This is a genomic window from Streptomyces sp. NPDC088387, from assembly GCF_044753385.1.
In the GTDB taxonomy this organism is placed as follows: Bacteria; Actinomycetota; Actinomycetes; order Streptomycetales; family Streptomycetaceae; genus Streptomyces.
In genome coordinates this window covers 111,968-138,222 of sequence record NZ_JBIVNC010000008.1, presented here as the reverse complement: position 1 = coordinate 138,222, position 26,255 = coordinate 111,968, and the positions used below count along the sequence as shown (strand labels likewise).

The 26,255-nt window shown below is 72.7% G+C and carries 20 protein-coding genes; 14 read left to right on the top strand and 6 right to left on the bottom strand.

Annotation, left to right across the window (positions count from 1 at the left end):
* Positions 1 to 232 precede the first annotated feature (232 nt).
* The 3 genes from ACIQAC_RS22410 (at position 233) to ACIQAC_RS22400 (ending at position 2,785) form a co-directional block, all read left to right on the top strand.
* Positions 233 to 1,228, top strand: a complete 996-nt coding sequence (locus ACIQAC_RS22410; RefSeq protein ID WP_402193595.1) for a RimK family alpha-L-glutamate ligase — start codon at positions 233 to 235, stop codon at positions 1,226 to 1,228.
* A 114-nt stretch (positions 1,229 to 1,342) separates the two neighbouring features.
* Entirely contained in the window at positions 1,343 to 1,798 is a 456-nt protein-coding gene (locus ACIQAC_RS22405) for an RpiB/LacA/LacB family sugar-phosphate isomerase (RefSeq protein ID WP_402193593.1), read from the top strand.
* Positions 1,799 to 1,894: 96 nt separating this feature from the next.
* Positions 1,895 to 2,785, top strand: coding sequence for an NAD(P)-dependent oxidoreductase (locus ACIQAC_RS22400; RefSeq protein WP_402193592.1), 891 nt, complete (start codon positions 1,895 to 1,897; stop codon positions 2,783 to 2,785).
* A 53-nt stretch (positions 2,786 to 2,838) separates the two neighbouring features.
* On the opposite strand, the gene ACIQAC_RS22395 is transcribed toward ACIQAC_RS22400, so the two are convergent.
* Together ACIQAC_RS22395 and ACIQAC_RS22390 are read right to left on the bottom strand one after the other, a co-directional pair.
* Positions 2,839 to 3,204 (bottom strand): DUF6479 family protein, encoded by a 366-nt coding sequence (locus tag ACIQAC_RS22395; RefSeq protein WP_402193591.1) that lies wholly within the window; start codon positions 3,202 to 3,204, stop codon positions 2,839 to 2,841.
* Between the two features lie 94 nt (positions 3,205 to 3,298).
* The gene (locus ACIQAC_RS22390; protein WP_402193590.1) at positions 3,299 to 3,628 is read right to left on the bottom strand and encodes a DUF6479 family protein; all 330 of its coding nucleotides are present in this window, start codon (positions 3,626 to 3,628) and stop codon (positions 3,299 to 3,301) included.
* Positions 3,629 to 3,823: 195 nt separating this feature from the next.
* Between ACIQAC_RS22390 and ACIQAC_RS22385 the strand changes: the two genes are divergently transcribed.
* From ACIQAC_RS22385 to ACIQAC_RS22365, 5 genes are all read left to right on the top strand, one after another.
* The gene (locus ACIQAC_RS22385) at positions 3,824 to 4,201 is read left to right on the top strand and encodes a ferredoxin (RefSeq protein WP_402193589.1); all 378 of its coding nucleotides are present in this window, start codon (positions 3,824 to 3,826) and stop codon (positions 4,199 to 4,201) included.
* Positions 4,202 to 4,286: 85 nt separating this feature from the next.
* The gene (locus ACIQAC_RS22380; protein ID WP_402193588.1) at positions 4,287 to 5,465 is read left to right on the top strand and encodes an acyl-CoA dehydrogenase family protein; all 1,179 of its coding nucleotides are present in this window, start codon (positions 4,287 to 4,289) and stop codon (positions 5,463 to 5,465) included.
* Between the two features lie 270 nt (positions 5,466 to 5,735).
* Positions 5,736 to 7,976, top strand: coding sequence for a tetratricopeptide repeat protein (locus tag ACIQAC_RS22375; protein WP_402193587.1), 2,241 nt, complete (start codon positions 5,736 to 5,738; stop codon positions 7,974 to 7,976).
* 75 nt (positions 7,977 to 8,051) lie between these two features.
* A complete protein-coding gene (locus tag ACIQAC_RS22370; protein WP_402193586.1) occupies positions 8,052 to 9,623 on the top strand; it encodes a phytoene desaturase family protein in 1,572 nt (523 codons plus the stop codon).
* A gap of 9 nt (positions 9,624 to 9,632) precedes the next feature.
* On the top strand, positions 9,633 to 10,394 hold the full coding sequence (locus tag ACIQAC_RS22365) for a hypothetical protein (protein ID WP_402193585.1): 762 nt from the start codon (positions 9,633 to 9,635) through the stop codon (positions 10,392 to 10,394).
* Here ACIQAC_RS22365 and ACIQAC_RS22360 read toward each other — a convergent pair.
* The gene (locus ACIQAC_RS22360; protein WP_402193584.1) at positions 10,360 to 12,141 is read right to left on the bottom strand and encodes a serine hydrolase; all 1,782 of its coding nucleotides are present in this window, start codon (positions 12,139 to 12,141) and stop codon (positions 10,360 to 10,362) included. The genes ACIQAC_RS22365 and ACIQAC_RS22360 overlap by 35 nt on opposite strands.
* A gap of 167 nt (positions 12,142 to 12,308) precedes the next feature.
* Here ACIQAC_RS22360 and ACIQAC_RS22355 point away from each other — a divergent pair, with 167 nt between their 5' ends.
* The 4 genes from ACIQAC_RS22355 (at position 12,309) to ACIQAC_RS22340 (ending at position 17,618) form a co-directional block, all read left to right on the top strand.
* Positions 12,309 to 13,436 carry an NAD(P)H-dependent flavin oxidoreductase gene (locus tag ACIQAC_RS22355; RefSeq protein ID WP_402193583.1) on the top strand — a complete coding sequence of 376 codons (1,128 nt, stop codon included), beginning with the start codon at positions 12,309 to 12,311 and terminating at the stop codon, positions 13,434 to 13,436.
* Positions 13,433 to 14,968: an acyl-CoA synthetase gene (locus tag ACIQAC_RS22350; RefSeq protein ID WP_402193582.1), complete on the top strand. Its 1,536-nt coding sequence runs from the start codon at positions 13,433 to 13,435 to the stop codon at positions 14,966 to 14,968. The genes ACIQAC_RS22355 and ACIQAC_RS22350 overlap by 4 nt, the downstream gene beginning before the upstream one ends.
* Before the next feature lie 101 nt (positions 14,969 to 15,069).
* On the top strand, positions 15,070 to 16,254 hold the full coding sequence (locus tag ACIQAC_RS22345) for a serine hydrolase domain-containing protein (RefSeq protein ID WP_402193581.1): 1,185 nt from the start codon (positions 15,070 to 15,072) through the stop codon (positions 16,252 to 16,254).
* 95 nt (positions 16,255 to 16,349) lie between these two features.
* On the top strand, positions 16,350 to 17,618 hold the full coding sequence (locus tag ACIQAC_RS22340; RefSeq protein ID WP_402193580.1) for a DUF418 domain-containing protein: 1,269 nt from the start codon (positions 16,350 to 16,352) through the stop codon (positions 17,616 to 17,618).
* Between the two features lie 64 nt (positions 17,619 to 17,682).
* On the opposite strand, the gene ACIQAC_RS22335 is transcribed toward ACIQAC_RS22340, so the two are convergent.
* Complete coding sequence (locus ACIQAC_RS22335; RefSeq protein WP_402193579.1) at positions 17,683 to 20,094, bottom strand: penicillin acylase family protein; 2,412 nt, start codon at positions 20,092 to 20,094, stop codon at positions 17,683 to 17,685.
* A gap of 109 nt (positions 20,095 to 20,203) precedes the next feature.
* Here ACIQAC_RS22335 and ACIQAC_RS22330 point away from each other — a divergent pair, with 109 nt between their 5' ends.
* Both ACIQAC_RS22330 and ACIQAC_RS22325 read left to right on the top strand, forming a co-directional pair.
* The gene (locus ACIQAC_RS22330; RefSeq protein WP_402193577.1) at positions 20,204 to 21,700 is read left to right on the top strand and encodes an acyl-CoA synthetase; all 1,497 of its coding nucleotides are present in this window, start codon (positions 20,204 to 20,206) and stop codon (positions 21,698 to 21,700) included.
* A complete protein-coding gene (locus ACIQAC_RS22325; RefSeq protein ID WP_402193576.1) occupies positions 21,697 to 22,947 on the top strand; it encodes a hypothetical protein in 1,251 nt (416 codons plus the stop codon). The genes ACIQAC_RS22330 and ACIQAC_RS22325 overlap by 4 nt, the downstream gene beginning before the upstream one ends.
* 9 nt (positions 22,948 to 22,956) lie before the next feature.
* Here ACIQAC_RS22325 and paaK read toward each other — a convergent pair whose 3' ends face one another.
* Both paaK and ACIQAC_RS22315 read right to left on the bottom strand, forming a co-directional pair.
* Positions 22,957 to 24,252: a phenylacetate--CoA ligase PaaK gene (gene paaK, locus ACIQAC_RS22320; protein ID WP_402193575.1), complete on the bottom strand. Its 1,296-nt coding sequence runs from the start codon at positions 24,250 to 24,252 to the stop codon at positions 22,957 to 22,959.
* A gap of 160 nt (positions 24,253 to 24,412) precedes the next feature.
* Positions 24,413 to 25,963: a sulfatase gene (locus ACIQAC_RS22315; protein ID WP_402193939.1), complete on the bottom strand. Its 1,551-nt coding sequence runs from the start codon at positions 25,961 to 25,963 to the stop codon at positions 24,413 to 24,415.
* Positions 25,964 to 26,255 lie beyond the last annotated feature (292 nt).

The following is a 26,255-nucleotide window of genomic DNA, read 5'->3' as shown; positions in this document are numbered from 1 at the left end:
GTGTGTCGCCCAAGCCCTGCGGCCCGGCCGACAGGGCCGAGTTCCACCGTGCGGTCACCGGCCTGCCCGCCCCGGCCGCCGCCGGTTCCGGCCCGTCAGGGGACCCGGCCCGGCCTCCGGAGCGACGGGCGCCGGTGACCGTCCGCACAGGCACCACTCGTGAGAGCGCCCGGCCGCCGCGCACGCCGACCCGCCCGCGGTACCGGTGCGTCCAGAGCCGCTGGAGGCCGCTGTGTCCCGTCCGTGTGTCGCCCTAGTCACCGACCCCACCTCGCCCGAAGGCTGTGGGGACGTCCTCGCCCAGGCCGTGGAGCTGCTCACCGGCGGCCCCCCGGTACGGATCGACTCCCGGAACTTCGCCGCGGGCGGCACCGGCCGCGGTGTTCGGTCCCGGAGCCGGTTACGGCTCATCGTCCCGCGGCAACGCCTCGACCTGGAGCCCGACGTAGTGGTGCTCTACGAGATCCCGCCGCACCGCCGCCAGTCCCTCGCCGGATTCCAGCGGCTGCTGCACCGCCATGACGCCGTCACCCTCGGCACCGGCGTCTCCGCCTGGCGCACGGCCACCGAGAAGAACCTCACCGTCGAGCGCTTCCAGCGCGACGGAGTGGCCCACATGGAGACCGTGGTGCTCCACGCGCCGGGACCGCAGGAGGCGGCCGCCGCCTTCGAGAAGCTCGGCGGCGACGTCTGGGCCCGGCCCGTCGTCGGCACCGGCGGCAGCGACACGTTCCACGTCACCGACCTCGACGGTCTGGAGCGCGTCACCGCCTACTACACCGAGCGCGACTCCGACTGGATGCTGTCCCGCGACGCCGGGAACATCACCGCCGACGGACGACGCCACCAGTTCCGCGTCTTCGTCCTGCACGGCCGCGTCGTCCACGCCAGGGAACACCTCCAGCCCGCGCTCGACACGCCGTGCAACACCAGCCAGGGCGCGACCGCCGTACACATCCCGCCCGCCGACCTGGACCCACGACTGGCCGAGCTCTCCATCGCCGCCACCGCCTCCGTCGGCCTCCAGTTCGCCGGCGTCGACCTCGCCGTCGAGCACGGCGGAGTCGTCTTCGAGGTCAACGTCCAGCCCGCCTTCATCGACGGCGAACTCGACAAGGTGGCCGTGCCCTACGTCGAGGCCCATCTCCGCGCGCTCGCCGAACGCCGGGAGGGCGACGGCTGGGCGCCGCCGGGCCGGGCGGCCACGGCACCGGACGGGCACCGGTGACGGACCCCGCCCACCGGCGAGGGCCCCCGTCCACCGGTGACGGACCGGCCGGGTCCCGGCCGTGCGCCCGGACTCGACCGGCCCGCCCCGGGGCACCGGGGTACGCTCCGGGACATGCGGATCTCCGTTTCCTCCGACATGGACGAACCCGTCGCACAACGGCTCGTCACGGAGCTGCGTGAGCGTGGCCACGAGGTGGTGACCCGGGGCGCGCTGCGGCCCGGGGACGACCCGCAGTGGGCCGTGTGCTCCGAGGCGGCGGCCCGTGACGTGGCCGCCGGAACCTCCGACCAGGCCGTCGTCTGCTGCTGGACCGGCACGGGCGCGTCGCTGGCCGCGAACAAGGTGCCCGGCGTCCGCGCGGCGCTGTGCACGGACGCCTACACGGCGGACGGCGCCCGCAGATGGAACGACGCCAACGTGCTGGCACTGAGCCTGCGCCTCACCTCCGAACCACTGCTCAAGGAGATCCTCGACGCCTGGTTCGCCGGAGCGCCCAGCACCGACACGGACGACCGGGAGAACGTGGCCCACATCGCCCGCATGGAGTCCGGCGGTTCCGCCCGGTAACCGCACCCCAGCGGCCGCGGTTTCTCCGTGCCGCACCCGTACTGACCGGCCGCGCCACCGCGGCCGACGCACCAAGGGAACAAGGAAGTTGAGGACATGACCGACAAGCTCACCGTGGGTGTTCTGGGCACCGGCATCATGGGCGCCGCGATGGCCCGCAACCTGGCGAGGTCCGGACACACCGTCCACGCCTGGAACCGCAGCCGGGACAAGGCCGAACCCCTCGCCGCCGACGGCGTGCACATCGCCGAGACACCCGCCGACGCCGTGCGGGACGCGGACGTCGTCCTCACGATGCTCTACGACGGCGGCACCGTCCGCGAAGTCGCCCGCCAGGCCGTCCCCGCGCTGCGCCGTGGCGTGATCTGGTCGCAGTCGACCACCACCAGCCTGGACGACGTGGCGGGACTGGCCGCCCTGGCCGCCGAGCACGGCGTGATCTTCTACGACGCCCCCGTGCTCGGCACCCGTCAGCCCGCCGAGGCCGGCAAACTGACCGTGCTCGCGGCCGGTCCGGTCGAGGGCCGGGAGACGGTGACGCCGGTCTTCGACGCCGTCGGCGCCCGGACCGTGTGGACGGGGGAGGACGCGGCGGCGGGCACCGCGACGCGGCTGAAACTGGTCGCGAACAGCTGGGTCCTGGCCGCCACCAACGCGATCGGCGAGTCCCTCGCCCTGTCCAAGGGGCTGGGCGTGGACCCGCAGCACTTCTTCGACCTGATCTCCGGCGGGCCGCTCGACATGGGGTACGCGCAGAGCAAGTCGGCCCTGCTGCTGGAAGGGCGGCTCACTCCGGCCCAGTTCGCCGTGAACACCGCCGCGAAGGACGCGCGGCTCATCGTCGAGGCGGGGCAGCAGCACGGCGTACGGCTGGATCTGGCCGCCGCGGCGGCGGAGCGGTTCGCGCGCGCCGAGGCGCAGGGGCACGCGGACGAGGACATGGTGGCGGCGTACTTCGCCAGCTTCGAGGGGGAGCCGCCCGCGTGAGGGACAGCCCTTGAGGGGCGGCCCTCACGCGGGCGGTCCTGAGCGGGCGGCCCTCAGTGGGCGCCGAGTCCGCCGCCGCCGAAGGATCCGCTGGTGCCCTTGGACCAGCGGCGGCGTTCCTTGGACGTGCTCGGCCGTGTCTGCATGTTGCTGAGTTCGTAGGGGGTCAGCGGGCGACCGCCCTTGGGAGTTCTGGGAACCTCGTCGGGCTCGCGGTTCTCCATGACCTCGTGGACCGGGCCGTCGGCCGGGGGCCGCGGCTGTTCGTCGGCCCTCGGCGTCGGGGGCTGACGTTCCTTGAGACGGTTGCCGAACCAGAAGCTGCCGGCCAGGACGGCCAGTACCGCGACCGCGACTCCGAAGAGACCGAGGCTCAGCAGCCCGCTGGCTGCGGCCAGCTGCGTTCCTGCGCTGCTCATACCTCATGGATACTCCCAAACCGGGACGATAACCAGTCGGGATGGCCGAAACCCGTTCTGCCCGGCACAGCCGGGCGATCCTGTCGCGGAAGGGTCAGCTCCGGTTCCAGCGGCGCCGCGGCTTCGGCTCCCCGGTCCGCGTCCCCGTGTTGCTCAGTTCGTGCGGGGACAGGGCGTGGTCACTGCGGGGCACCTCGTCCGGCTCGCGGTTCTCCTGGACCTCACCCACGGGTCCGTCCGGCGGCAGCTGGGGCTGCTCGTCGGGGCGCGGAGGCCGCGGCTGGCTCCGGCGCCGGCGGATACCGAACAGGAACGCCCCGATCAGGACCGCCACGAGGGCGAGGCCGACGGCGAGCGGGCCGATCGCGAGCAGTCCGCTCGACTCGGCCAGATCCATGACTGCGCTGGTCGTTGTGGTGGTCATGTGCCCCGGGTACCCCCGTGAGGCGGGGTGAACCGGCCACTCACCCCGGAGGAGCGACACGGCGGGCCGGGTGTCGTGGGCGGGCCGGGAGGCGGGGCGGGCCATGAGTCGGGGTGGGCCGGGAATCGTGGGCGCGCCGCGAGCGCGGGCCGGAAGGCCTGGTTTGGTCCGGCCGCCACCGGCAACCCGAATCCCGTGACTTCGACAACGCCCTCCCGGCAGGAACTCGTGAGCTTCCTGGAGACCCGGTTCACCTGTGCGCAGGCGTGCACCGACTGTGCGCGCGCCGCCGCGCTGCGGGCGAGCCAGGCGGCGCCCGACGGCACCGTGAACCGCGAGTTCGTCCGCCGCAAGGGCATCATGTGCGCCGAGGTCTGCGACGCCACGTGCCGGGTGCTCGGCGAGGAGACAGGCGTCGACGAGGACGGGCTGCGCGTCCAGCTGGAGTGGTGCAGGACCGTGTGCCTGGAGTACGCGGCCGCCCTCGCCGGGGTGCCCGGCGCCGAGGGCACCGCCGAACGCTGCCACGCCTGCGCGGCCGCCTGCACCGACTTCCTGGACATGCTGGGCTGACGCCCGCCCGCGCGCCTTCCCAATTTCTGGAACACGTTCTACGGTGTGCGCCGTCAGGTCCGGTCATGGGCAGCCAGGAGGCACCGTGCATCTCGACCACACACCCGAGCAGCTGCGGCTGCGCACCGAACTGCGCGCCTACTTCGCCGAACTGGTCCCCGACAACGCGTACGCCCGGCACACCGAACCCGCCACCCAGAAACGCTTCTACCGCGACACCATCCGCCGCCTCGGCTCCGACGGCTGGCTCGGTGTCGGCTGGCCCAAGGAGTACGGCGGACGCGGCCTCACCCCGACGGAACAGTTCGTGTTCTTCGACGAGGCCGCCCAGGCGGGCATCCCGCTGCCGCTGATGGCCCTGAACACCGTCGGCCCGACGATCATGCAGTACGGCACCGACGAGCAGAAGGACTTCTTCCTTCCCCGGATCCTCTCCGGCGAGCTCGACTTCGCCATCGGCTACAGCGAGCCCGGCGCCGGCACCGACCTCGCCGCCCTCAAGACCCGTGCCGTGCGCGAGGGTGAGGAGTACGTCGTCAACGGGCACAAGATCTGGACCACCAACGGCGACACCGCGGACTGGGTCTGGCTCGCCACTCGTACCGACCCCGAGGCCCCGCCGCACCGCGGCATCACCATGCTGCTCGTCCCGACCTCGGACCCCGGCTACTCCTGCACCCTCATCAACACCCTCGCCTCGCACGACACCACGGCCAGCTACTACGAGAACATCCGCGTCCCCGTCTCCCGCCGGGTCGGCGACGAGAACCAGGGCTGGCGGCTCATCACCAACCAGCTCAACCACGAGCGCGTGACCCTCGCCGCGCACGGCACCATGGCCATCCGCGCCCTGCACGACGTCCAGCACTGGGCGATGGAGACCAAGCTCACCGACGGCCGCCGCGTCGTCGACCTGCCCTGGGTGCGCCGGCGCCTTGCCCAGACGCACGTCAGGCTCGACGCGCTGAACCTCCTCAACTGGCAGATGGTGAACGCCCTCCAGAACGGCACCCTGACCCCGCAGGACGCCTCCGCCGTCAAGGTCTACGGCTCCGAGGCCCGCCGCGACGCCTACGCCTGGCTGATGGAGGTCGTCGCCGCACCGGGCGCGCTGCGGGAGGGCTCCGCGGGCGCGGTGCTCCACGGCGAGCTGGAACGCGGCTACCGCTCGGCCGTGATCTTCACCTTCGGCGGCGGAAACAACGAGATCCAGCGCGAGATCATCTCGTGGATCGGTCTGCGGATGCCCCGGGTGCGCCGCTGACAACTCCCCGCGGCGGAGCGCCGGATGCCGTCGCGCGGCGATGCCCGGCCGCCCCGCCGCGGACATCCCGTGTTTCCGTGCCGCGGGTACCCTGCGGATCCCCGTCCCCACCCGGTTACGCTGGCAGCCGCCTCCCAGGTCCGGCCTGTGGGCGACGGTCCGACCCGATCGCCGTGCGAGCCCGGCACCGTGCGAAGACGGACGACCGCTCGCCATACTGGACGGGCCGGGGGAGGGCGCGGCAACAGGCGACGGGGGCGACAGCACGCGATGGCGGACACCAGGCTGATCCAGGGCCGGTACCGGCTGCTCGACGTGATCGGGCGCGGCGGCATGGGCGAGGTGTGGCGGGCACGCGACGAGTCGCTCGGGCGGCAGGTCGCGGTGAAGTGCCTGAAACCGATGGGCCCGCTGCACGACCAGGCGTTCACCCGGGTCCTGCGCGAGCGGTTCCGGCGCGAGGCGCGGGTGGCGGCCGCGCTCCAGCACCGCGGCATCACGGTCGTCCACGACTTCGGCGAGGCCGACGGGGTGCTGTTCCTGGTGATGGAGCTGCTGGACGGCCGTAACCTCGGCCAGTTGCTCGACGACAACGCCCAGCGTCCGCTGCCCGTCGACGACATCGTGGAGATAGCCGACCAGGTCACCTCGGCGCTCGCCTACACCCACCAGCAGGGCATCGTGCACCGGGACCTCAAGCCGGCGAACATCGTCCGGCTCACCGACGGCACCGTGAAGATCTGCGACTTCGGCATCGCCCGTCTCGGCCACGACATCGGCTACACCTCCAAACTCACCGGCACCGGCGTCGCGATGGGCACCCCGCACTACATGTCGCCCGAGCAGATCGGCGGCAGCGAGGTCGACCAGCGCAGCGACCTGTACTCACTCGGGTGCGTCCTGTACGAGATCGCGACCGGGGCACCGCCGTTCAACCTCGACGACGCGTGGTCGATCCTCGTCGGACACCGCGACACCCCGCCCACACCGCCGCGCCGGCACCGTGCCGAACTGCCCGCCTACCTGGAGCAGATCATCCTCGACCTGCTCGCCAAGCTGCCCGACCAGCGCCCGGACGACGCCCATGAACTGGCCCGGCGGATCAGCGCCGCCCGCGCCACACCCACCTACGCCCCGACCGTGCCCACCACCCGCCCGGCGCACCGGACCACCGCCGAACCCCCGGCCCGTGCCGCGCGGATGCCGTCCTGGACCCAGGGCATGACCACCGGACACAAGGCGACCGGCGCCGTTGCGCGCGCCAACCCGGCCGACGTCTGGGCAGGACTGACCAACGAGTGGATCGCCCGCCCCGACGCCGGCCCCCTCGCCGGACCCGCACCGGCCGGACCGCGGGCCCCCGCCCCCGAGGTGCTCGCGGAGCTCACCGTGCGCCACAACGCGGGACTCAGCCTGGGGCGCGCCGGCCGCTGGAGCGAGGCGGGCGAGGTGCACCGCTCGGTCGCCGCCGAACGCGAGACCGCCCTCGGCGCCGACCACCCCGACACCCTCGCCAGCCGCTACGAGATCGCCTTCACCCTCAGCCGCACCGGCCGCGCCGCCGACGCCCTCGCCGAGTACACCCAGGTCGCCGACGCCCGGCAGCGCGCCCTCGGCGCCGACCACCCGGACACCCTCGCCGCCCGCCAGGAGATGGCGTACGTCCTGGGCCAGTTGGGGCGGCCCCTCGACGCCCACGAGGTGTACACGGCGGTACTCGCCGCCCGCGAGCGCGCCATGGGCCCCGACCACCCCGACACCCTGCGCTGCCGCCACAACCTCGCGTTCAACCTCAGCAGACTCGGCCGGCTGGATGAGTCGTACCGGATGGCGTACGAGGTGGCCGAGGGGCGGGCCCGGGTGCTCGGCCCGCACCACCCCGACACCCTCGTCACCCGCTACGAAGTCGGGTACGCCCAGGGCCAGTTGGGTCACTGGACCGAGGCCCTGGAGACCTACCGCGAGGTCGCGCAGGCACGCGCCCACGCCCTGGGCCCCGACCACCCGGACACCCTCGCCGCGCGCTACGAGATCGGCATCAGCCTGGGCCGGCTCGGCCGGATCGGGGAGGCCCTCGCGCTCTACCGCGATCTCGTCGCCGACCGCACCCGCGTCGACGGCCCCGACCACCCCGAGACCCTGCGCGCCCGCCACGGGCTCGGGGTCAACCTCGGCCGGATGAACCGCTGGGAGGTGGCCCTGGCCGAGTCGCTGGAGGTGTGCGCGATCCGCGAGCGCGTTCTCGGCGCCGACCACCCGGACACCCTGGTCAGCCGGCGCGAGGTCGCCGTCGGACTGGGCTGGCTCGGCCGGTGGTCGGACGCCCTCACCGAGTACCGGCGGGTCGCGGAGGCCCGCGAGCGGGTCCTCGGCGCCGACCACCCCGACACCCTCGCCGGCCGCAGCGACGAGGCGCACTGCCTGGAACAGCTCGGCCGCGGCACCGAGGCCGCCGACCTGTACCGCAGGGTCGCGGCCGTACGCGGCAGACAGACCTCCGGCGGACGCTGAGCCCGTACGCCACACCCGGGCGTGGCGCGCGTCCGTCCCCTGGCCGACCGCGATCACCTCGTGTTACGAAGAACCATGCCTGCACACGAGGGACCTCGCCCAGCCGCGGCCTATGACGCGGTGATCGTCGGAGGCGGACACAACGGCCTGGTCGCCGCCGCCTATCTGGCCAGGGCCGGGCGCTCCGTCCTGGTCCTCGAACGGCTCGGCCACACCGGCGGCGCGGCCGTCTCCACCCGCCCCTTCGCCGGCGTCGACGCACGGCTGTCGCGCTACTCCTACCTGGTCAGCCTGCTGCCCGCGAAGATCGTGCGCGACCTCGGCCTCGACTTCCGCGTCCGGACCCGCACCATCTCCTCGTACACCCCCGTGGAACGCGACGGACGCCCCACCGGGCTGCTGGTCGGCGGCGGCGAGCGCCGCACCCGCGAGGCCTTCACCCGGCTCACCGGCGGCGAACGCGACTACACGGCCTGGCGGCGCTTCTACGGCATGACCGGCCGCGTCGCCCGCAACGTGTTCCCCACCCTCACCGAACCGCTGCCCTCCCGCGAGGAGCTGCGGGCCCGCGTCGACGACGAGGAGGCCTGGCGGACCCTGTTCGAGGAGCCCGTCGGTGTCGCCGTCGAGCGGGAGTTCAGCGACGACCTGGTCCGCGGTGTGGTCCTCACCGACGCCCTCATCGGGACCTTCGCCGACGCCCACGACCCCTCCCTGAAGCAGAACCGCTGCTTCCTCTACCACGTCATCGGCGGCGGCACCGGCGACTGGAACGTGCCCGTCGGCGGTATGGGCGCCCTCACCGACGCCCTCGCCGACACGGCCCGCGCGGCCGGTGCCGTGCTCGCCACCGGCCACGAGGTGCGCGGGATCGACACGGACGGGCGTACGGCCGAGGTGCGGTACCGGACCGCCGACACCGAGGGCACGGTCACGGCCCGGCACGTCCTGGTGAACGCCTCGCCGCAGCACCTCGCCGCCCTCACCGGAGACGCGCGGCCGGAGCCCGCCGAGGGCGCACAGCTCAAGGTGAACATGCTGCTCACCCGGCTGCCGAGGCTCCGCGACACCTCCGTCGACCCGCGCGAGGCCTTCTCCGGCACCTTCCACATCGCCGAGGGCTACGAGCAACTCGCCACCGCCCACGCCGAGGCCGCCTCCGGGGTACTGCCCACCGCGCCGCCCTCCGAGATCTACTGCCACTCGCTCACCGACCCGACGATCCTCGCGCCCGACCTCGTGGCGCGCGGCCACCACACCCTCACCCTCTTCGGCCTGCACACCCCGGCCCGGCTCTTCGCCGCCGACAACGACGCCGTACGCGAGGAACTCCTGAAGTCGACGCTCGCCCAGCTCGACGCGCATCTCGCCGAGCCGATCGCCGGCTGTCTGGCCACCGACGCCGACGGCCGGCCGTGCATCGAGGCCAGGACACCGCTGGACCTGGAACACGACCTCGGCCTGCCCGGCGGCAACATCTTCCACCGCGACCTCTCCTGGCCCCACACCCAGGAGGGCACCGGCCGCTGGGGCGTCGAGACGGGCCACGCCAACGTCCTGCTGTGCGGGGCGGGCGCGGTCCGCGGCGGCGGTGTGAGCGGAGTGCCGGGGCACAACGCGGCGATGGCGGTGCTGGAGGAGAGGTAATCTCCCCGGATGCCCAAGACGTCAGCGCCTGCCGCCACTTCCCCGTACGGCGCCTTCCGTACCGAGCGCCTCTGGGCCGTCGCGGGCGCGTCGTCGCTCGCCCTGCTCCTCGGCACGGCGGCCGCCTTCATCGGCACCCTCGAGTTCGACGAGCGGTGCGCGCACGGAATGGTCGGCGGGGTCGGGCAGCTGGGAGCCACCCGGACCCGGTCGTTCCCGCCGGCCACGATCTGCGAGTACACCGGCGGCGATGTCACCGCCGGTGCCACCGGGATCTTCGGTGTGCTGCTGTGGTTCGCGCTGGCCGGCGCGATCGTGCCCGTGGTGCTGGCGCTGCTCGCCGACTGCTTCGAGTGCCCGGCGGGCACCCCCTTCACCAGGCCCGCCACCCGGGAGGCGAAGCTGCGCCGCACCGGCCTGACGTTCGGCATGTCCGCCACGCTCTTCCTGCCCCTGTACGTCCTGACGGCCTGGCCCCTGCTCAGGGGTGGTCTCACGGGCGCCTGCGCCGCCGACGGCGAGTGGGGCAGTTACGCGCCCCGCACCCTGGACGCCTCCTACTTCCCGCCGGGAGCGACCTGCGAGAGCACCGCCGGCTACACCTCCGCACTGCTCCCCGGCTGGATCCAGGGGGTGGTCACGGCGCTGGGCGTCCCGATGATCCTCGCGGGCGCCGCCCTCGCCCTCGCGTGGTGGCGATGGCGGCAGCCCGAGCCGAGTCCGGTCGCGGAACCGGTCAGTCCGCCGAAGGCGCCCACCCCACGGCCGTGATCCGCGCCGCGTCCGCCGGCCGCGCCTCGTCGAAGGCGACCCCCTCGCGCGTGGTGACGCGCAACTCGTCGACGTAGGCGCCGCGCCCCACATAGAGCTGGTCCGTCGTATACCGCCAGCGCAGGACGAGGCCGCCCGCCGCGGGGAGCCGGGCCGTGAGGCGGTGCCAGGCGCGGCCCGACCAGCCGGTCACGGTGCCGGTGCCGTGGTCCTGCGGATCCTCGCCGTGGCGGTCGGTCGTGAACGGCACCGGCTGCCAGGTGGTGCCGTCGGTGCTCGCCTCCAACGCCAGGACGTCGGACCGGGGTTCGGTGTCCCACCACAGGGCGCAGCGCAGCAGCGCGCCACCGGCGGAGGTGTCGAGCGCGGGCAGGGTCAGTGTGGCGCTCGTGCTGTTCGCCATGCCCGCGAACCACGCCTTGCGCCCGCCCTCCGGGCGGACCCGCACCGCACGGGCCATGTTGTTCGCCGCCGCCACCCGCGGTGCCGAGCCGGAGCGCCAGCTGCGCACCGGATGGACCGAGTTGCCGAGCACCACGAGGAAGGAGTCGGTGGTCGGGTCGAGGACCAGTGAGGTGCCGGTGAAGCCGGTGTGGCCCGCGGTGCGGGGCGTCGCCATCGCGCCCATGTACCAGTGCTGGTAGAGCTCGAACCCGAGCCCGTGCTCGTCCCCCGGGAACGCCGTGTTGAAGTCCGTGAACATCAACTCCACCGACTCGGGGCGCAGGATGCGCGCCCGGCCGTAGGAGCCGCCGTTGAGCAGGGTGCGGCCGAGCACGGCCAGGTCCCAGGCGGTGGAGAAGACCCCGGCGTGTCCCGCGACCCCGCCGAGGCTGAAGGCGTTCTCGTCGTGCACCTCGCCGTGGACCATGCCCCGGTCCAGACCCGACCAGGGCTTGCGGGCGTCCTCGGTCGCGGCGATCCGCGGCCGCCAGGAGGCGGGCGGGTTGAACCGGGTGCGGCGCATCCCGAGCGGACCGGTGATCTCCGTGCGCAGCAGGGTGTCCAGCGGGCGGCCGGTGATCTTCTCCAGGACCAACTGGAGGGAGATGAGGTTGAGGTCCGAGTAGAGGTAGGTGCTCCCGGGCGCGTTGAGCGGCGCCTCGTTCCAGATGAGCCGCAGCTTCCCCTCGTACGTCGGAGCGCTGTAGAGCGGGATCCAGGACCGGAACCCCGAGGTGTGGGTGAGCAGTTGGCGGACCGTGATGTCCTGCTTGCCCGCCGCGCCGAACTCCGGGAGGTACGAGGCGACCGTCGCCGTCAGCTCCAGCGCGCCCCGCTCGATCTGCTGCACGGCCAGGATCGACGTGAACAGCTTGGAGACGGAGGCCAGGTCGAAGACGGTGTCCTCGGCCATCGGGATCTGCTCGCCCGCCGGGAGTTCGACGCCGGTGTCCGTCGTCTCGTCGTAGGCCGCGTAGCGCACGGCCGAGCCGATCGGCCGGTGCAGGGCCACGGTTCCGCCGCGCCCGGCGAGCAGGACGGCGCCCGCGTACCAGGGGTGCTTGGGGGAGGGGCCGAGGAACACCTGGGCGTCGGTGACGAGTTGGTCGAGGTGGGCGGCGAGCAGGCCGGCCCGCTCGGGGGAGCCGTGGCGCAGGGTGGGGCGGCGGTCGTGTGCGGCGGCCGGCGCCGGGCCCGCCGGGAGCGGGGCGAGGACGAGCGCGCCGCCCAGGGCGAGTGTGCATCGGCCCAGTTGGCGGCGTGTCACTCCGTCTCGTCTGCCGGGCACCGCGTCATCCGTCATCGGCCAACCTCCCGCTGAGCGCCTGAAAGTAACTTTCGGATGGCTCTTGCGCAGTGAAACTTTCGTGTCAGGTGTGCCGGGTGTCAACCATGCGCGGCACGGAAAAGATCTGACGGTACGTCAGAAAAAGCCTTCCGTCGTCCGGAGGACTGCGGCATCCTGCGCCCATGCAGACGGAGCTGAGCAGACAACTGGGAGTCGAGCACGCCGTCTTCGGCTTCACGCCGTTCCCCGCAGTCGCCGCGGCCATCAGCCGGGCCGGCGGCTTCGGCGTCCTCGGCGCGGTCCGCTACACCGCGCCGGACGAGCTCAAGCGCGACCTCGACTGGATCGAGGCCCACGTCGGCGGGCACCCGTACGGCCTGGACGTCGTGATGCCCGCGACGAAGGCCGAGGGTCCGGCGGGCCGGACGCTGACCGAGGCCGACGTCGAGGCGATGATCCCCGAGGGGCACCGGCGGTTCGTCCGCGACACCCTCGCCAAGCACGGCGTACCGGAACTGGACGAGGGCGAGGCCGCCGGCTGGCGGATCACCGGCTGGATGGAGCAGGTCGCCCGCACCCAGCTCGACGTCGCCTTCGACTACCCGATCCGGCTGCTCGCCAACGCCCTCGGCCCACCACCCGCGGACGTCGTGGCCCGCGCCCACGAACAGGGCGTCCTCGTCGCCGCCCTCGCGGGCAGCGCCCGGCACGCGCGCAAGCACAAGGACGCCGGCATCGACATCGTCGTCGCCCAGGGCTACGAGGCCGGTGGTCACACCGGAGAGATCGCCTCCATGGTCCTCACCCCCGAAGTCGTCGACGCCGTGGACCCGTTGCCCGTCCTCGCCGCCGGTGGCATCGGCAGCGGCCGGCAGATCGCCGCCGCCCTCGCGCTCGGCGCCCAGGGCGCCTGGCTCGGCTCCGTCTGGCTGACCGTGACCGAGGCCGACCTGCACTCACCGACCCTCACCCGCAAGCTGCTCGCCGCGGGCTCCGGCGACACCGTCCGCTCCCGCGCCCTCACCGGCAAACCCGCCCGGCAGCTGCGCACCGGGTGGACGGACGCCTGGGACGACCCCGAAGGGCCCGGCACCCTGCCCATGCCGTTGCAGGGCCTGCTCGTCGCGGAAGCCGTCTCCCGGATCCAGAAGCACGAGGTCGAGCCCCTGCTCGGCACCCCCGTCGGCCAGATCGTCGGCCGGATGACCAGCGAACGCAGTGTCCAGGCGGTCTTCGACGACCTCACCCGCGAGTTCGAGCGGGCCGTCGACCGCGTCAACCGCATCGCCGGAAGGAGCGGCCCCTCATGAACCAGCCCACCGGATTCTGGGCCCAGGCCACCGCCGACCCCGACCGCACGGTCCTCTTCGCGCCCGACGGCGAGGAGTGGACCGCCGGGCGCCTGCACGCCGCCGCCAACCGTCTGGTGCACGGACTGCGCGCGGCGGGCCTGGAACGCGGCGACGCCTTCGCCGTGGTGCTGCCCAACGGCCCCGAGTTCCTCGTCGCCTACCTCGCCGCCAGCCAGGCCGGCCTCTATCTCGTTCCCGTCAACCACCACTTCGTCGCCCCCGAGATCGCCTGGATCGTCGCCGACTCCGGCGCCAAGGTGCTCATCTCCCACGAGCGCTTCGCCGGCCCCGCCCGCGACGCCGCCGACGAGGCCGGGCTCCCGGCCGGCCGGCGGTACGCCGTGGGCACGGTCGAGGGGTTCCGGCCGTACGCCGAACTCCTCGAAGGACAGCCGGAGTCGGCGCCCGCCGACCGCACCCTCGGCTGGGTCATGAACTACACGTCCGGCACCACCGGACGCCCCCGCGGTATCCGCCGCCCCCTGCCCGGCAGGCTCCCCGAGGAGTCCTACCTCGGCGGTTTCCTCGGCATCTTCGGCATCCGCCCCTTCGACGGCAACGTCCATCTCGTCTGCTCGCCGCTGTACCACACGGCCGTCCTCCAGTTCGCGGGCGCGTCCCTGCACATCGGCCACCCGCTCGTCCTGATGGACAAGTGGACCCCGCAGGAGATGCTCCGGGTGATCGACGTCCACAGGTGCACCCACACGCACATGGTCCCGACCCAGTTCCACCGTCTGCTCGCCCTGCCCGAGGAGACCAGGCGCTCGTACGACGTCTCCTCGATGCGGCACGCCATCCACGGGGCCGCGCCCTGCCCGGACCATGTGAAACGCGCCATGATCGACTGGTGGGGGCACTGCGTCGAGGAGTACTACGCGGCCAGCGAGGGCGGTGGCGCCTTCGCCACCGCCGAGGACTGGCTGAAGAAGCCCGGCACCGTCGGAAAGGCCTGGCCGATCAGCGAGCTGGCCGTCTTCGACGACGACGGCAACCGGCTGCCGCCCGGTGAACTCGGCACCGTCTACATGAAGATGACCACCGGCGGCTTCGCCTACCACAAGGACGAGAGCAAGACCCGCAAGAACCGCATCGGCGACTTCTTCACCGTCGGCGACCTGGGTGTACTGGACGCCGACGGCTATCTCTTCCTGCGCGACCGCAAGATCGATCTGATCATCTCCGGCGGGGTCAACATCTACCCGGCCGAGATCGAGTCCGCCCTCCTCGCCCACCCCGCCGTCGCGGACGCCGCCGCCTTCGGCATCCCGCACGACGACTGGGGCGAGCAGGTCAAGGCGGTGGTGGAACCGGCCCCCGGACACACCCCGGGCCCCGATCTCGCCGCCGAACTCCTCGACCACTGCGCCGGCCAACTGGCCGGATACAAGCGGCCCAGGAGTGTCGACTTCATCGCCGAGATGCCCCGCGACCCCAACGGCAAGCTGTACAAGAGGCGGCTGCGGGAGCCGTACTGGGACCGGGGGTAGCGAAAGGGCGGGGGAGTAGGGGCGCGGTGGGGGTAGCCCCCGATTCAGTCGTCGGGTGCGCCGGATCGCGCCCCGATCGAGGGCGAAACTAGCGTTCAGCCATGGCTTCGAACCTGCGCAAGCACCTCGCCCTCGCCCTCGGTGTCACCACCGTTCTCGCCGCCGGGGTGGCCCCGGCCCTCGCCCGTTCCGACGCTCGCTCCGCCGGGAACCCGGCGGAGCGACTGCGGCAGGACACGAGGGCGCTGCACGCCCTCGGCATCAGCGGAGTGCAGGCGCGCGCGGTCGGCCCCGACGGCCGGCACACCGTCGCCACCAGCGGCACCTCCGACCTGAGGACCGGCCAACCGGTCGACGCCGAGGGCTGGTTCCGTATGGCGAGCACGTCCAAGACCCTCCTCGCCGTCGTGGTCCTCCAACTGGAGGCCGAGGGCAGACTGTCCCTCGACGACACAGTCGACCGCCGGCTGCCCGGAGTCGTGCGCGGCAACGGAAACGACGGCCGCCGTATCACCCTGCTCCAGCTGCTCCAGCACCGCAGCGGCATCCCCGACGCCCTCCCCGGCTACACCACTCCCGAGGAGTACGAGGCCCAGCGCGACCTCGTCCACACCTCCGAGGAGCTCGTGGAACTCGCCCTGAAGCACCCACGCGACTTCGAACCCGGCCAGAAGGGCAGGTGGGCCTACTCCAACACCGGTTACGTCCTGCTCGACATGGTCGTCGAGAAGGTCACCGGCCGCTCCGCGCACCGGGAGATCGAGGACCGGATCGTGCGCCCGCTCGGCATGGACCACACGCGTTGGCTGGGCACCAGGCCGACCCTGCCCCGCCCGCACGCCCGCGCCTACCAGCTCTTCGACGCCGAACACCGGGTGGACGTCACCGACCAGATCATGGTCGACCACGAGAACCTGTCCTGGGTCACCACCACCCGCGACGAGAACACCTTCTTCCGCGCCCTGCTCGGCGGCCGCCTGCTGCCCGAGCGGCAGCTCGCGAAGATGAAGCGGACCGTCCCCGTGAACGCGGAACTCCAGAAGCTGTGGCCCGACGGCAGGTACGGCCTCGGCCTGGTCGAGCGCCCCCTGAAGTGCGGCGGCACCTACTGGAGCCACGAGGGCGGGGACGGCGGCTACATCACCCTCAACGGCGTCACCGACGACGGCAGGCGCAGTGTGGTGGTCTCCATGTCCGAGGCGCGCGGGGACAGTATGGAGCACGTCGAGGAGCAGGAGGCCGCGGCGAGCGACCTCGTCGACAACGCCCTCTGCGCCCGCCCCTGAGGCCGCCATCCGGCGCGGTGACCTCATCCTTTGGTCGCCGCACCGGCGACCTTCGGCCGATCCCGCCCCGGGCCGCGGCTTCCTAGCGTGGACGTATGACGATCACGAACACCGAGGACCGCCCGGCACGCGGGGGCGTGCGGTCCGGTGAACGCGCCCTGGCCCCCGATCTGGCCCGCGGGATCATGCTGCTGGGCATCGTCCTGTCCAACACCGCGTTCCACCTCTGGGCGGCCCGCCGGGGGCCGTCCGGATGGCAGCCCGTGGACGGCTCCTGGCTCGACCACGCCGTGCAGTTCACCATGATCACGGTGCTCGACCTGCGGGTCTACCCGCTCTTCGCGTTCCTCTTCGGCTACGGCATGATGCAGCTCTATCTGCGCCAGACCGCCGCCGGAACCAAGGAGCGCGCCGCCGCAGGCATCCTGCGCCGACGCAGCCTGTGGCTGGTCGTCATCGGCCTGGCCCACTCGGCGCTGCTGATGGCCGGCGACATCATCGGCTTCTACGGCGTCCTCAGCCTCATCCTCGGCCTGGCGTTCCTGCGGCGCGGCGAACGCGCCCTGAAGTGGTGGATCGGCGTCGCCGTCGCCCTGCTGCTGATCACCTCGGCCGAGCCGGTCGTGTCGGCCCTGCTGCGCGGCGAGTTGGGCACCCTGGGCGACGCGGGCGCGGACCCGGGCTACCAGGCCTACGCCGGGGACGAGGGCAACTGGCTCACCGCCGCCGGAACCCGGATCCGGACAGGCCTGTTCGTCACGTTCGCGGCGGCCCCGCTGTCCCTGCTCGGCGGCGGCTTCGGCCTGTTCCTGCTCGGTTTCCTGGCCGCAAGGCACCGCGTACTGGAGGAGCCCGGCGCCCACCGCACCCTGCTGCGCCGCACCGCCGTCATCGGCGTCACCGTCGGCTGGCTCGGCGCCCTGCCCGCCGCCCTCGCCCACATCGGCGTCCTGGACGTACCGCCCGACGCCCAGAGCGAGTCGGGCGCGCTGACCATCCTCCGGGACGCCACCGGCAACGCGGCCGGGCTCGGCTATGTCGCCGCCGTCGCCCTCTTCGCCCACTGGTGGACCACCCGGGAGCGCCGCCGGGGCGCCAAGGCCGTGGCCGCGGTGACGGCCGTCGGCAAGCGCTCCCTCTCCTGCTACCTGACCCACTCGCTGCTCTTCGCGCCGGTCCTCGCCGCCTGGGGCCTCGGCCTCGGCGAGCACCTCGGCAGCTTCACCATGGCCCTGTTCGCGGCCGGCGTCTGGCTGCTCACCGTGGCCGGCGCCCACGCCCTGGAACGCGCGGGCCGCCGCGGCCCCGCCGAAGCGGCGCTACGACGGCTCATGTACGGCCCCGCGAAGGGCCGAGCCCGCTGAGAGAGGTGAGGGGGTGGTGAGGGGGGTGCCGTACCCGACCGGATACGGCACCCCCTCACCGTGGTCAGCGGCGTTCGCGCGCCACGACCACCCGCAGCGCCGGCGAGGACAGGATGTCCTTCTCGCAGAACCGGGACGTCACCCACCGCTCGCCCGAGAACAACCGGGTCTGGTCGCTGTAGTGCGACGAGTCCGGGTCCGAGGACTGGGAGTACGTCAGCAGCGTGCGGGCCACCGGGCACCGGCCGCCGTCCCAGCCGACCGCCTGGATGTAGCTGGAGCCGGTCGACACGGCCGAGTAGCCGCCCTTCGCCGTGTCCCACACCGGCTCGACCTTGTTCCACACACCCAGCGACTCGGTGCCGCCCGGCACGGGGATCCGCTTCCCGTTCCGTACGACGACCTGGTGCTCACCCAGCTTCGAGCCGAGCGCGATGCCCGCCGCCCGCAGCTCGGCGACCGTGTCCGCGAGCGCGGTCGCGATGCCCGGCACCGAGGTGTCGAGCGTGTTCGGGGTACGGACCGGGTCGGCCGCGGAGAACGGCACCTTCCAGAGCCGGGCCGCCGGAACGGCCGCGATCAGCTTCCGCCAGAACCGGTCGAAGAGCAGCGCGCCCCGGCTTGTGGTGTCCGTGGTGCGGTCCCAGTCGGCCAGCACCCGGCACGCCTCCGTGACGTCGACGGCCCTGCCGTCACTGCCGGTCGCCGTACCACCGGGCAGCGCCGCACAGGCCTTCGCCGCGTCGGCCGCGACGAGGTCACCCGCGGGCACCCGGTTCGCGAACTGCTGCGCCTGGAGATCCCGAACCGTCAGATCGCCCTGCCGCGCCATCGCGGAGACGTCCTCGACGGCGCCCCGGGTCCGCAGGCTGCGGGTCGTGCCGACGGTGCCGAAGACCCGCTCGTACCCCGTCAGCGGCTGGTCGGCATTGGCCAGCCAGGCACTGTCGTTGGAGTTCTCCGCGTACGGCGCGTCGACGAGGGTCGGCAGCTTCGCCGGACCGAAGATCCCCGGCTGTACGGCGTCGGCGTCCCGGCCGAGCGCACAGTCACCGCGCGAGCCGTCCAGGACCGCGAGCCCCGACGACGGGTAGGTGACCCGGCCCAGGGGCGTGGAGCAGCGCTGCGCCAGGTCGTCCGTGATGCGGGGCAGCACCTGCGACTGCGTGAACAGGGAGTGGCCCCCGGAGTCGGCGGCGATCGTGTTCACCCAGGGCAATCCCTGCGTACGCCGCAGCGCGTCGAGGACGTCGTCCGTGCCACGCGCCTCGCTGAAGCCGAGTGCGGTGTCGGAGGCGCGCATGTTGGTCGCGTTGGGGTCGTTCACCGCGTACGCCGTGGTGCTCGTCCACGGCAGCGGTACCGACGCGCCCAGCGAGGTGACCACCGGGCCGAAACGGGTCCGCCACTGCGTCCTGGTGACCGGCGCCCCGTCCTTGACGGCCACCGTCACCGTCCGTCTCGTCATCCGCTCCCGCCGACCGTCCACGACGTAGACCGTCGGGTCGGCCGGGTCCAGCGTCAGCTGGTGCAGGTTCATGGGCACGCCGGTGGCGACCGTGTGGCTCCACGCCACCCGCGCGTTGTGTCCGATGGAGATCGTGGCGGTGCCCAGCAGCGAGCCGCCGGAGACGTTGAGACGGCCCGGGATCGTCTGCTGCGACTGCCAGAAGCGCCGGCCGCCGTCCCACGGGTAGTGCGGGTTGCCGAGCAGCAGCCCACGTCCGTTCGCGGTGGTGTCACCGCTGAACGCGACCGCGTTGGACCCCATGTCCGCGTTGTCCGCGGCGAACAGCTCGCGCGCGGCCCGCGCGGTGTCGTCGGCGTCCGGCGCGGCCCCGGCGGTCGTCACCGGCGGCTGCGCGGCGGTGATGCCGTCCACCGCCCGGCCCTCGCCGCCCAGCACCGACAGGGCGTAGCCGCGGACGGCGACGTCCAGGGCGCTGATCGGCTTCACCCAGGCGGCGTTCCGGCAGGCCGGGTCGGTGATCCGGTGCTGCTTCAGCCAGGCGTTGTAGCCCGCCGCGAACCCGCGCATCAGGTCCTTCGACTCCCGGCTCGGCCCGGCCGGCGCCGGCGTGGCGAGCAGCCGCTCCACCGTGCCGGACTCGCGGATCCCGCGGAAGTACAGGTCACTGGAGAGATTGCGGGCGGCCGAGGAGAGCGCCGGGTCGGAGGGCGCGTCGGCACCGAAGTGCCGGGAACGCTCGCCGCGTGTGGTCACGAAACCGTCGGCCAGCGTGCACACCTGGTCGGCGGCCTGCGCGTATCCGGTGCCGAAACCGAGGTCCGCGTAGCCGCCCGCGACGATGTGCGGGATGCCGTACTCGGTGTACCGGATCACGGCGGACAGCCCGCCGCCGGATGGACGTTGTTCCTGGCGGTCCTGTGCCGGGGCCGCCGCGGCGGGCAGTGCGGTGGCGGCGGTGAGCAGGGCGACTGCCGTGACGGCGATCCGTCTCAGGCGGGTGCGCATCGGGACTCCCAACGGCTCTGAGGGAACGAGCTGTTGAGCGTACCAACGGGTATGTGCCTGCGGCGGTGTGACTTGACCTCGTCCGGGCGCGCACCCAGGATCAGCAGTCATGACTCCCGGACACGGCAGCACGGTCGACGGGGTGCTGCGGCGCAGCGCCCGCCGCACCCCGGCACGCGTCGCGGTCCGGTACCGCGACCGCACCTGGACCTACCAGGAACTCGACGAGGCCGTCTCCCGCGCGGCGAGCGTCCTGCTCGACGAGGGCCTGACCCACGGCGACCGGATCGCCGCCTACGGCCACAACTCCGACGCCTACCTGATCGTCTTCCTCGCCTGCGCCCGCGCGGGCCTGGTCCACGTCCCCGTCAACCAGAACCTCACCGGCGACGACCTCACCTACCTCCTGGAACAGTCGGGCAGCGCCCTCGTCCTCACCGACCCGGACCTCGCGGACCGGCTCCCCGAGGGCACCCGGGTGACGCACCTGCGCGACACCGCCGGCTCACTGCTCGACCGGCTGCCCGGCACGGCGCCGTACGACGGGCCCGAGGCGCGCTCCGAGGACCTGGTCCAGCTGCTGTACACCTCGGGCACCACCGCCCTCCCCAAGGGCGCGATGATGACCCACCGCTCGCTGGTGCACGAGTACCTGAGCGCGATCACCGCACTGGACTTCAGCGCCGGGGACCTGCCGGTGCACTCGCTGCCGCTCTACCACTCGGCGCAGATGCATGTGTTCCTGCTGCCGTATCTCGCGGTCGGCGCCACCAACACCATCCTGGACGCGCCCGACGGCGACCGGATCCTCGACCTCGTCGAACAGGGCCGCGCGGACAGTCTGTTCGCCCCGCCGACGGTCTGGATCGCCCTGTCGAACCGCCCCGACTTCGCCACCCGCGACCTCGGCGGGCTGCGCAAGGCCTACTACGGCGCCTCGATCATGCCGGTGCCCGTCCTGGAGCGGCTGCGCGCACGGCTGCCGAAGCTCGGCTTCTACAACTGCTTCGGGCAGAGCGAGATCGGCCCGCTCGCCATGGTCCTCGCGACGCACGAGCACAAGGGTCGGATGGACTCCTGCGGACAGCCCGTGCTGTTCGTGGACGCGCGGGTCGTCGACGAGGACGGCAAGGACGTCCCCGACGGCACCCCCGGCGAGATCGTCTACCGCTCTCCGCAGCTGTGCGAGGGCTACTGGGGCAAGCCCGAGGAGACCGCCGAGGCCTTCAAGGACGGCTGGTTCCACTCCGGCGACCTCGCCGTGCGGGACGCCCACGGCTTCTACACCATCGTCGACCGGGTCAAGGACGTCATCAACTCCGGTGGTGTGGTGGTCGCCTCACGCCAGGTCGAGGACGCCCTCTACACCCATGAGGCCGTCGCCGAGGCCGCCGTGATCGGGCTGCCCGACGACCACTGGATCGAGGCGATCACCGCCGTCGTCGTCCCGCGCGGCGAGGTGTCCGAGGCGGACCTCATCGCCCACGCCCGTGCGAAACTCCCGCACTTCAAGGCGCCGAAGCGGGTGTTCTTCGTGGACGCGCTGCCCCGCAACGCCAGCGGCAAAATCCTCAAGCGGGAGCTGCGGGAGCGGTTCGCGAATTGAGCGACGAACTGGGCGCCGCCACGGGCGTGCGGCAGAGCGTGTCCGTGGTCCTGCCGGTGCTGCTGGAGGGTGAACCGGACTGGGAGCGGGGGCCGTTGCCGTTTCCGGCCGGCCAGGGGCGGCGGGACGCCGAGTGGCGGCGCACCTACTTCGCCCCCGCGGTCGCGCGGGCCCTGCACGGCCGCCGCTGGCACCGCACGACCACGGTCACCGGCGGCCCCCTCAGCCTCGTTGGGCTGGAACTGCTCGGTGCCGCACGGCCGGACGAGCCACGGCGGGCCCTCGGGGTGCTGCACTTCGACGTCACCGGGCCCGCGCTCCTGGCGGTGCTGCGCGCCGTCGGCCACCGGCCCGGCGCACTGCCCGACCCGCTCACCGGCCCCCTCGACCCGGCCGTGCTGTTCCGGGGCGTGGCCGACACCGACCCGCCCGCCGAGCCCTTCGCGATAGCCCGGCCCTACACCGTCGCCTTCTTCACCCCGGACGCCGGCCACACCCCCGTCCTGCGGGTGGACGGCGAACTGCCCGACACCGCCGACGAGTGGCTGCTGTGGCTGTCCGCGCGGGCCGCCGACCGGGACACCCCCACCACACCGCAGCGGCACGCACGCGTCGCCCAGGAGGCCATCCGGCTCTCCGCCGACTGGAGCGCGCTGGTCGGCCGGCACGGCACCGCGTTCCTCGGCCACCGCGCCGACCGGGGCGAGGGCGACTTCTACGACTTCGCCGCGGGCCACGTCCGCTCGATCCATCTGGACACCCTGCTCCTCGGCAGGGTCCAGCGCGACCACATCAACGCCCTCGGCGACCAGCTCTCGACCGTCTTCGGCACCGGGACCGGACTCGCCGGGCGGGTGGCCGCCCTGGAGAGCGACATCGCCGCCTTCCGCAGCGCGTACTGGCGGCCCCACCAGAACGTGCACGGTCCCGCCGACGGAGTGCTGCGCGCCTTCCACGCCCACCACCGGCTCCCCGAACTGTTTGCCGACATCCTCGCCGAGGCCGCCGACTACGGCCGTCTCGTCCAGACCCGCGAGAGCCAGCAGATCGCCGGCGCCCTCGGCGTCCTGACCATCCTCGGCCTGCCGCTGGGCACCGCCCTGTCCGTGCTCCAGGTCCTCGGCGACGAGAACCCCTGGCATCTGCTGATCGCCCTCGGCGGAGCCTTCGCGGCGACGGCCGCGGCGCTCACCACCCGCTACGGCCGCCTGGTCCTGGCCTCGCTGCGGGGGAGGCCCCGCGGATAGGACGACGGATCACCGCTCCCGCAGGTCCACGATCCGCCTGATCTTCCCCACCGACCGCTCAAGGGACTCCGGCTCCACGATCTCCACGGCGACCGACACCCCGATCCCGTCCTTCACGGCCGCGACGATGGAACGCACCGCAGCCTCCCGGTCGGCGGGACTCGCACCCGGCCGGGCCTCGGCCCGGACCGTCAGCGCGTCCAGCCGGCCCTCGCGGGTCAGCCGCAGCTGGAAGTGCGGGGCGACACCCGGCGTGCGCAGCACTATCTCCTCGATCTGGGTCGGGAAGAGGTTGACCCCGCGCAGGATCACCATGTCGTCGCTGCGCCCGGTCACCTTCGCCATCCGCCGGAACACCCGGGCCGTCCCCGGCATCAGCCGTGTCAGGTCCCGCGTCCGGTACCGGACGACCGGCATCGCCTCCTTGGTCAGCGAGGTGAACACCAGCTCGCCCTCCTCGCCCTCGGGCAGCACCGCGCCGGTGACCGGGTCCACCACCTCCGGGTAGAAGTGGTCCTCCCAGACATGCAGCCCGTCCTTGGTCTCCACACACTCCTGGGCCACACCGGGGCCGATCACCTCGGACAGCCCGTATATGTCGACCGCGTCGATCCCGCACCGCTCCTCGATCTCCCGGCGCATCTCCTCGGTCCACGGCTCCGCGCCGAAGACACCGACCCGCAGCGAGGTGGAGCGGGGGTCGACACCCTGCCGCTCGAACTCGTCGAGCAGCGTCAGCATGTAGGAGGGCGTCACCATGATCACGCCGGGTTCCAGGTCCTGGATCAGCCGGACCTGGCGGGCCGTCATGCCCCCGGAGGCGGGGACGACCGTACAGCCGAGCCGTTCGGCGCCGTAGTGGGCGCCGAGGCCGCCGGTGAACAGGCCGTAGCCGTACGCCACATGGACCGTGTCGCCCGGCCGGCCACCCGCGGCCCGCAGCGAGCGGGCCACCATGTCGGACCACATGGCCAGGTCGTTGTCCGTGTAGCCGACGATCGTCGGCAGCCCCGTGGTGCCGCTCGACGCGTGGATCCGGCGCAGCCGCTCCCGGGGCACGGCGAACAAGCCGTACGGGTAGTTCGCGCGCAGGTCGGCCTTCGTGGTGAACGGGAAACGGGCCAGGTCGGCCAGGGAGCGGCAGTCGTCGGGGTGGACGCCGGCCCGGTCGAAGGACTCCCGGTAGAACGGCACGTTCTCGTACGCCCGCCGCAGCGACTCCCGCATCCGGCCCAGCTGCACCGCCCGCAGGGCGTCGGGATCCAGCCGTTCGCCCGCGTCCAGCAGCTCCGTCGCCTCCGCCATCGGACCCACTCCCTCCGCCGCGACCACGCCGACCGCGCCGGGCGTGACGAGCCCGGCCACCGGTCACCCGGCGGCCGGTCCGGAGATCAGTTACCCATCTGCCGGTGGCCGCGGCAAGCGCTCCGCCCGACTTTCCCGGCGCCGCGCGTGCGGGTGCGCGTCAGGGCTGCTGCGGCCCGTACGCCGTCATGAAGCGGTCGCGGAACTTGTCCATCGGCCAGACCGGGGCGTCGGTGGCGGGCTTGATGCCCTCCGTCCAGTTCCAGTCCTGGATCCGGTCGAGCACCTTCGGGTCCTTGGCGACCACGGTGATCGGCACATCCCGGTTCTTGCTGCCCTTGGTGACGGAGGGGAGCGGCTGGTGGTCGCCGAGGAAGACCAGCACGGTGTCCTCGTCGCCGTAGCGCTTCATCCACTCGACGAGGCTGGTGACCGAGTACTCGATGGACTTGCGGTACTCCGTGCGGACACGGTCGGGGTCCTTCCAGACCTCCTTCGGGTCCGCGCCCTCCTTCTTGATCTCGTGGAAGATCGAACCGTCGCCCAGGTCCTCCCAATCGACCATCCGGGCCACCGGCGCCCACGGGTTGTGGCTGGACGCCAGGATGATCTCCGCCATCACCGGCTCGCGGTCCTCACGGCCGTGCTCCAGCCGTTCGAACGCCTCCAGGCTGAACTGGTCCGGCACCGGAGTCCAGCTGAAGTACGGGCCGTGATAACCGAGTTGCTCCGAGTCGTAGATGCGCTCCAGGCCGAAGAACTTCCCCTCGGGCCAGGCCCGGCGCACACCCGGCACGATGCCGACGGTGCGCCACGCGCCCGTCTTGCCGAAGTAGTTGGTGATGTTCATCCGGTCGCTGGTGGTCAGGCTGCGGTACCGCTGCTGGTTCTTGATCCACAGTCCGGACAGGAACGTGGAGTGGGCGAGCCAGCTGCCGGCGCCCGTCGTGGGCGACCTGAGCCATCCGCTGCGCGACGCGAACCCGGCCTCGTCCAGGGTCCGGCTGCCGTCGTCCAGGACCGCGCCGACCCCGGCGGCCATGTCGGGATCCTCGATCGCCGAACGGCCGTAGCTCTCGATGAACGTGAACAGCACGTCCTTGCCGCGCAGCCCGGTCAGCAGCTGGTCGGGAGGCGTGTCGGCGAACGCGTCCACCGCCGCCAGCTCCTCGAAGACCCGCGCGTCCCGCAAGCCCGCCTGCACCTGCTCCACCCGGTTGCCGAGGAACTCCGCGTTGCCCTTGGTGGCGACCGGGACACCGGACACCTGCACACCCAGCGTGACGCAGGTGATCCACGCGGTGCCCAGGATCAGCGTCGTACGGGCGGCCACGGGCCGGTGCCGTGTCATCAGGCCGGTCACCCGCACCATCGCGAGCGTCATCAGCACCAGCAGGCCGATGAACAGCACGATCACACCGATGACGGCGAGCACCTGGCCGGTGCGGCCGAACGACTCGCGCACGAAGTCCGTGGCATCGTCGAGCAGGATCCAGTCGAGGACCAGATCGAAGGGGCGGGCCATCACCTGGTAGAAGCCCATGTCGACGAACTTCAGCACGGTGACCAGGCCGAGGAACGCGCCCGAGATCACCGCCGCGATCCGGCGGCCCCGCGGCGGCAGCGCGAGCAGCAGCCCCGCGAGCAGGATCCCCTCGGCGGGCAGCCGCAGGAAGGCACCGACCTCCAGCCGCTCGACCTGGTTGGGCATGAGCAGCGCGCCGAAGAGGAGCACCCCGGCCAGCACGGTGGTACCGATGCCGACGCCGTGTGCGGTACGGGGGTAGCGATGCCGCCAGCCGAACCATCCGCGGGGGCCGGGGGGCTCCGGGACCCCGGTGGCGTCCGTGCCGCCGGTGATCTTCTGAGCCTTGGCGCCGGTCGCGTCGGCGTCGACCTCGACCTGGGCGTCGGAGTCGGCGTCGGCCTCGACCTCAGCGTCGGAGTCGCCCGGCTCCCGGGTCTCCGTGCTGGGCCCCTCGGCGTCGGAGTCGGCGTCGCCC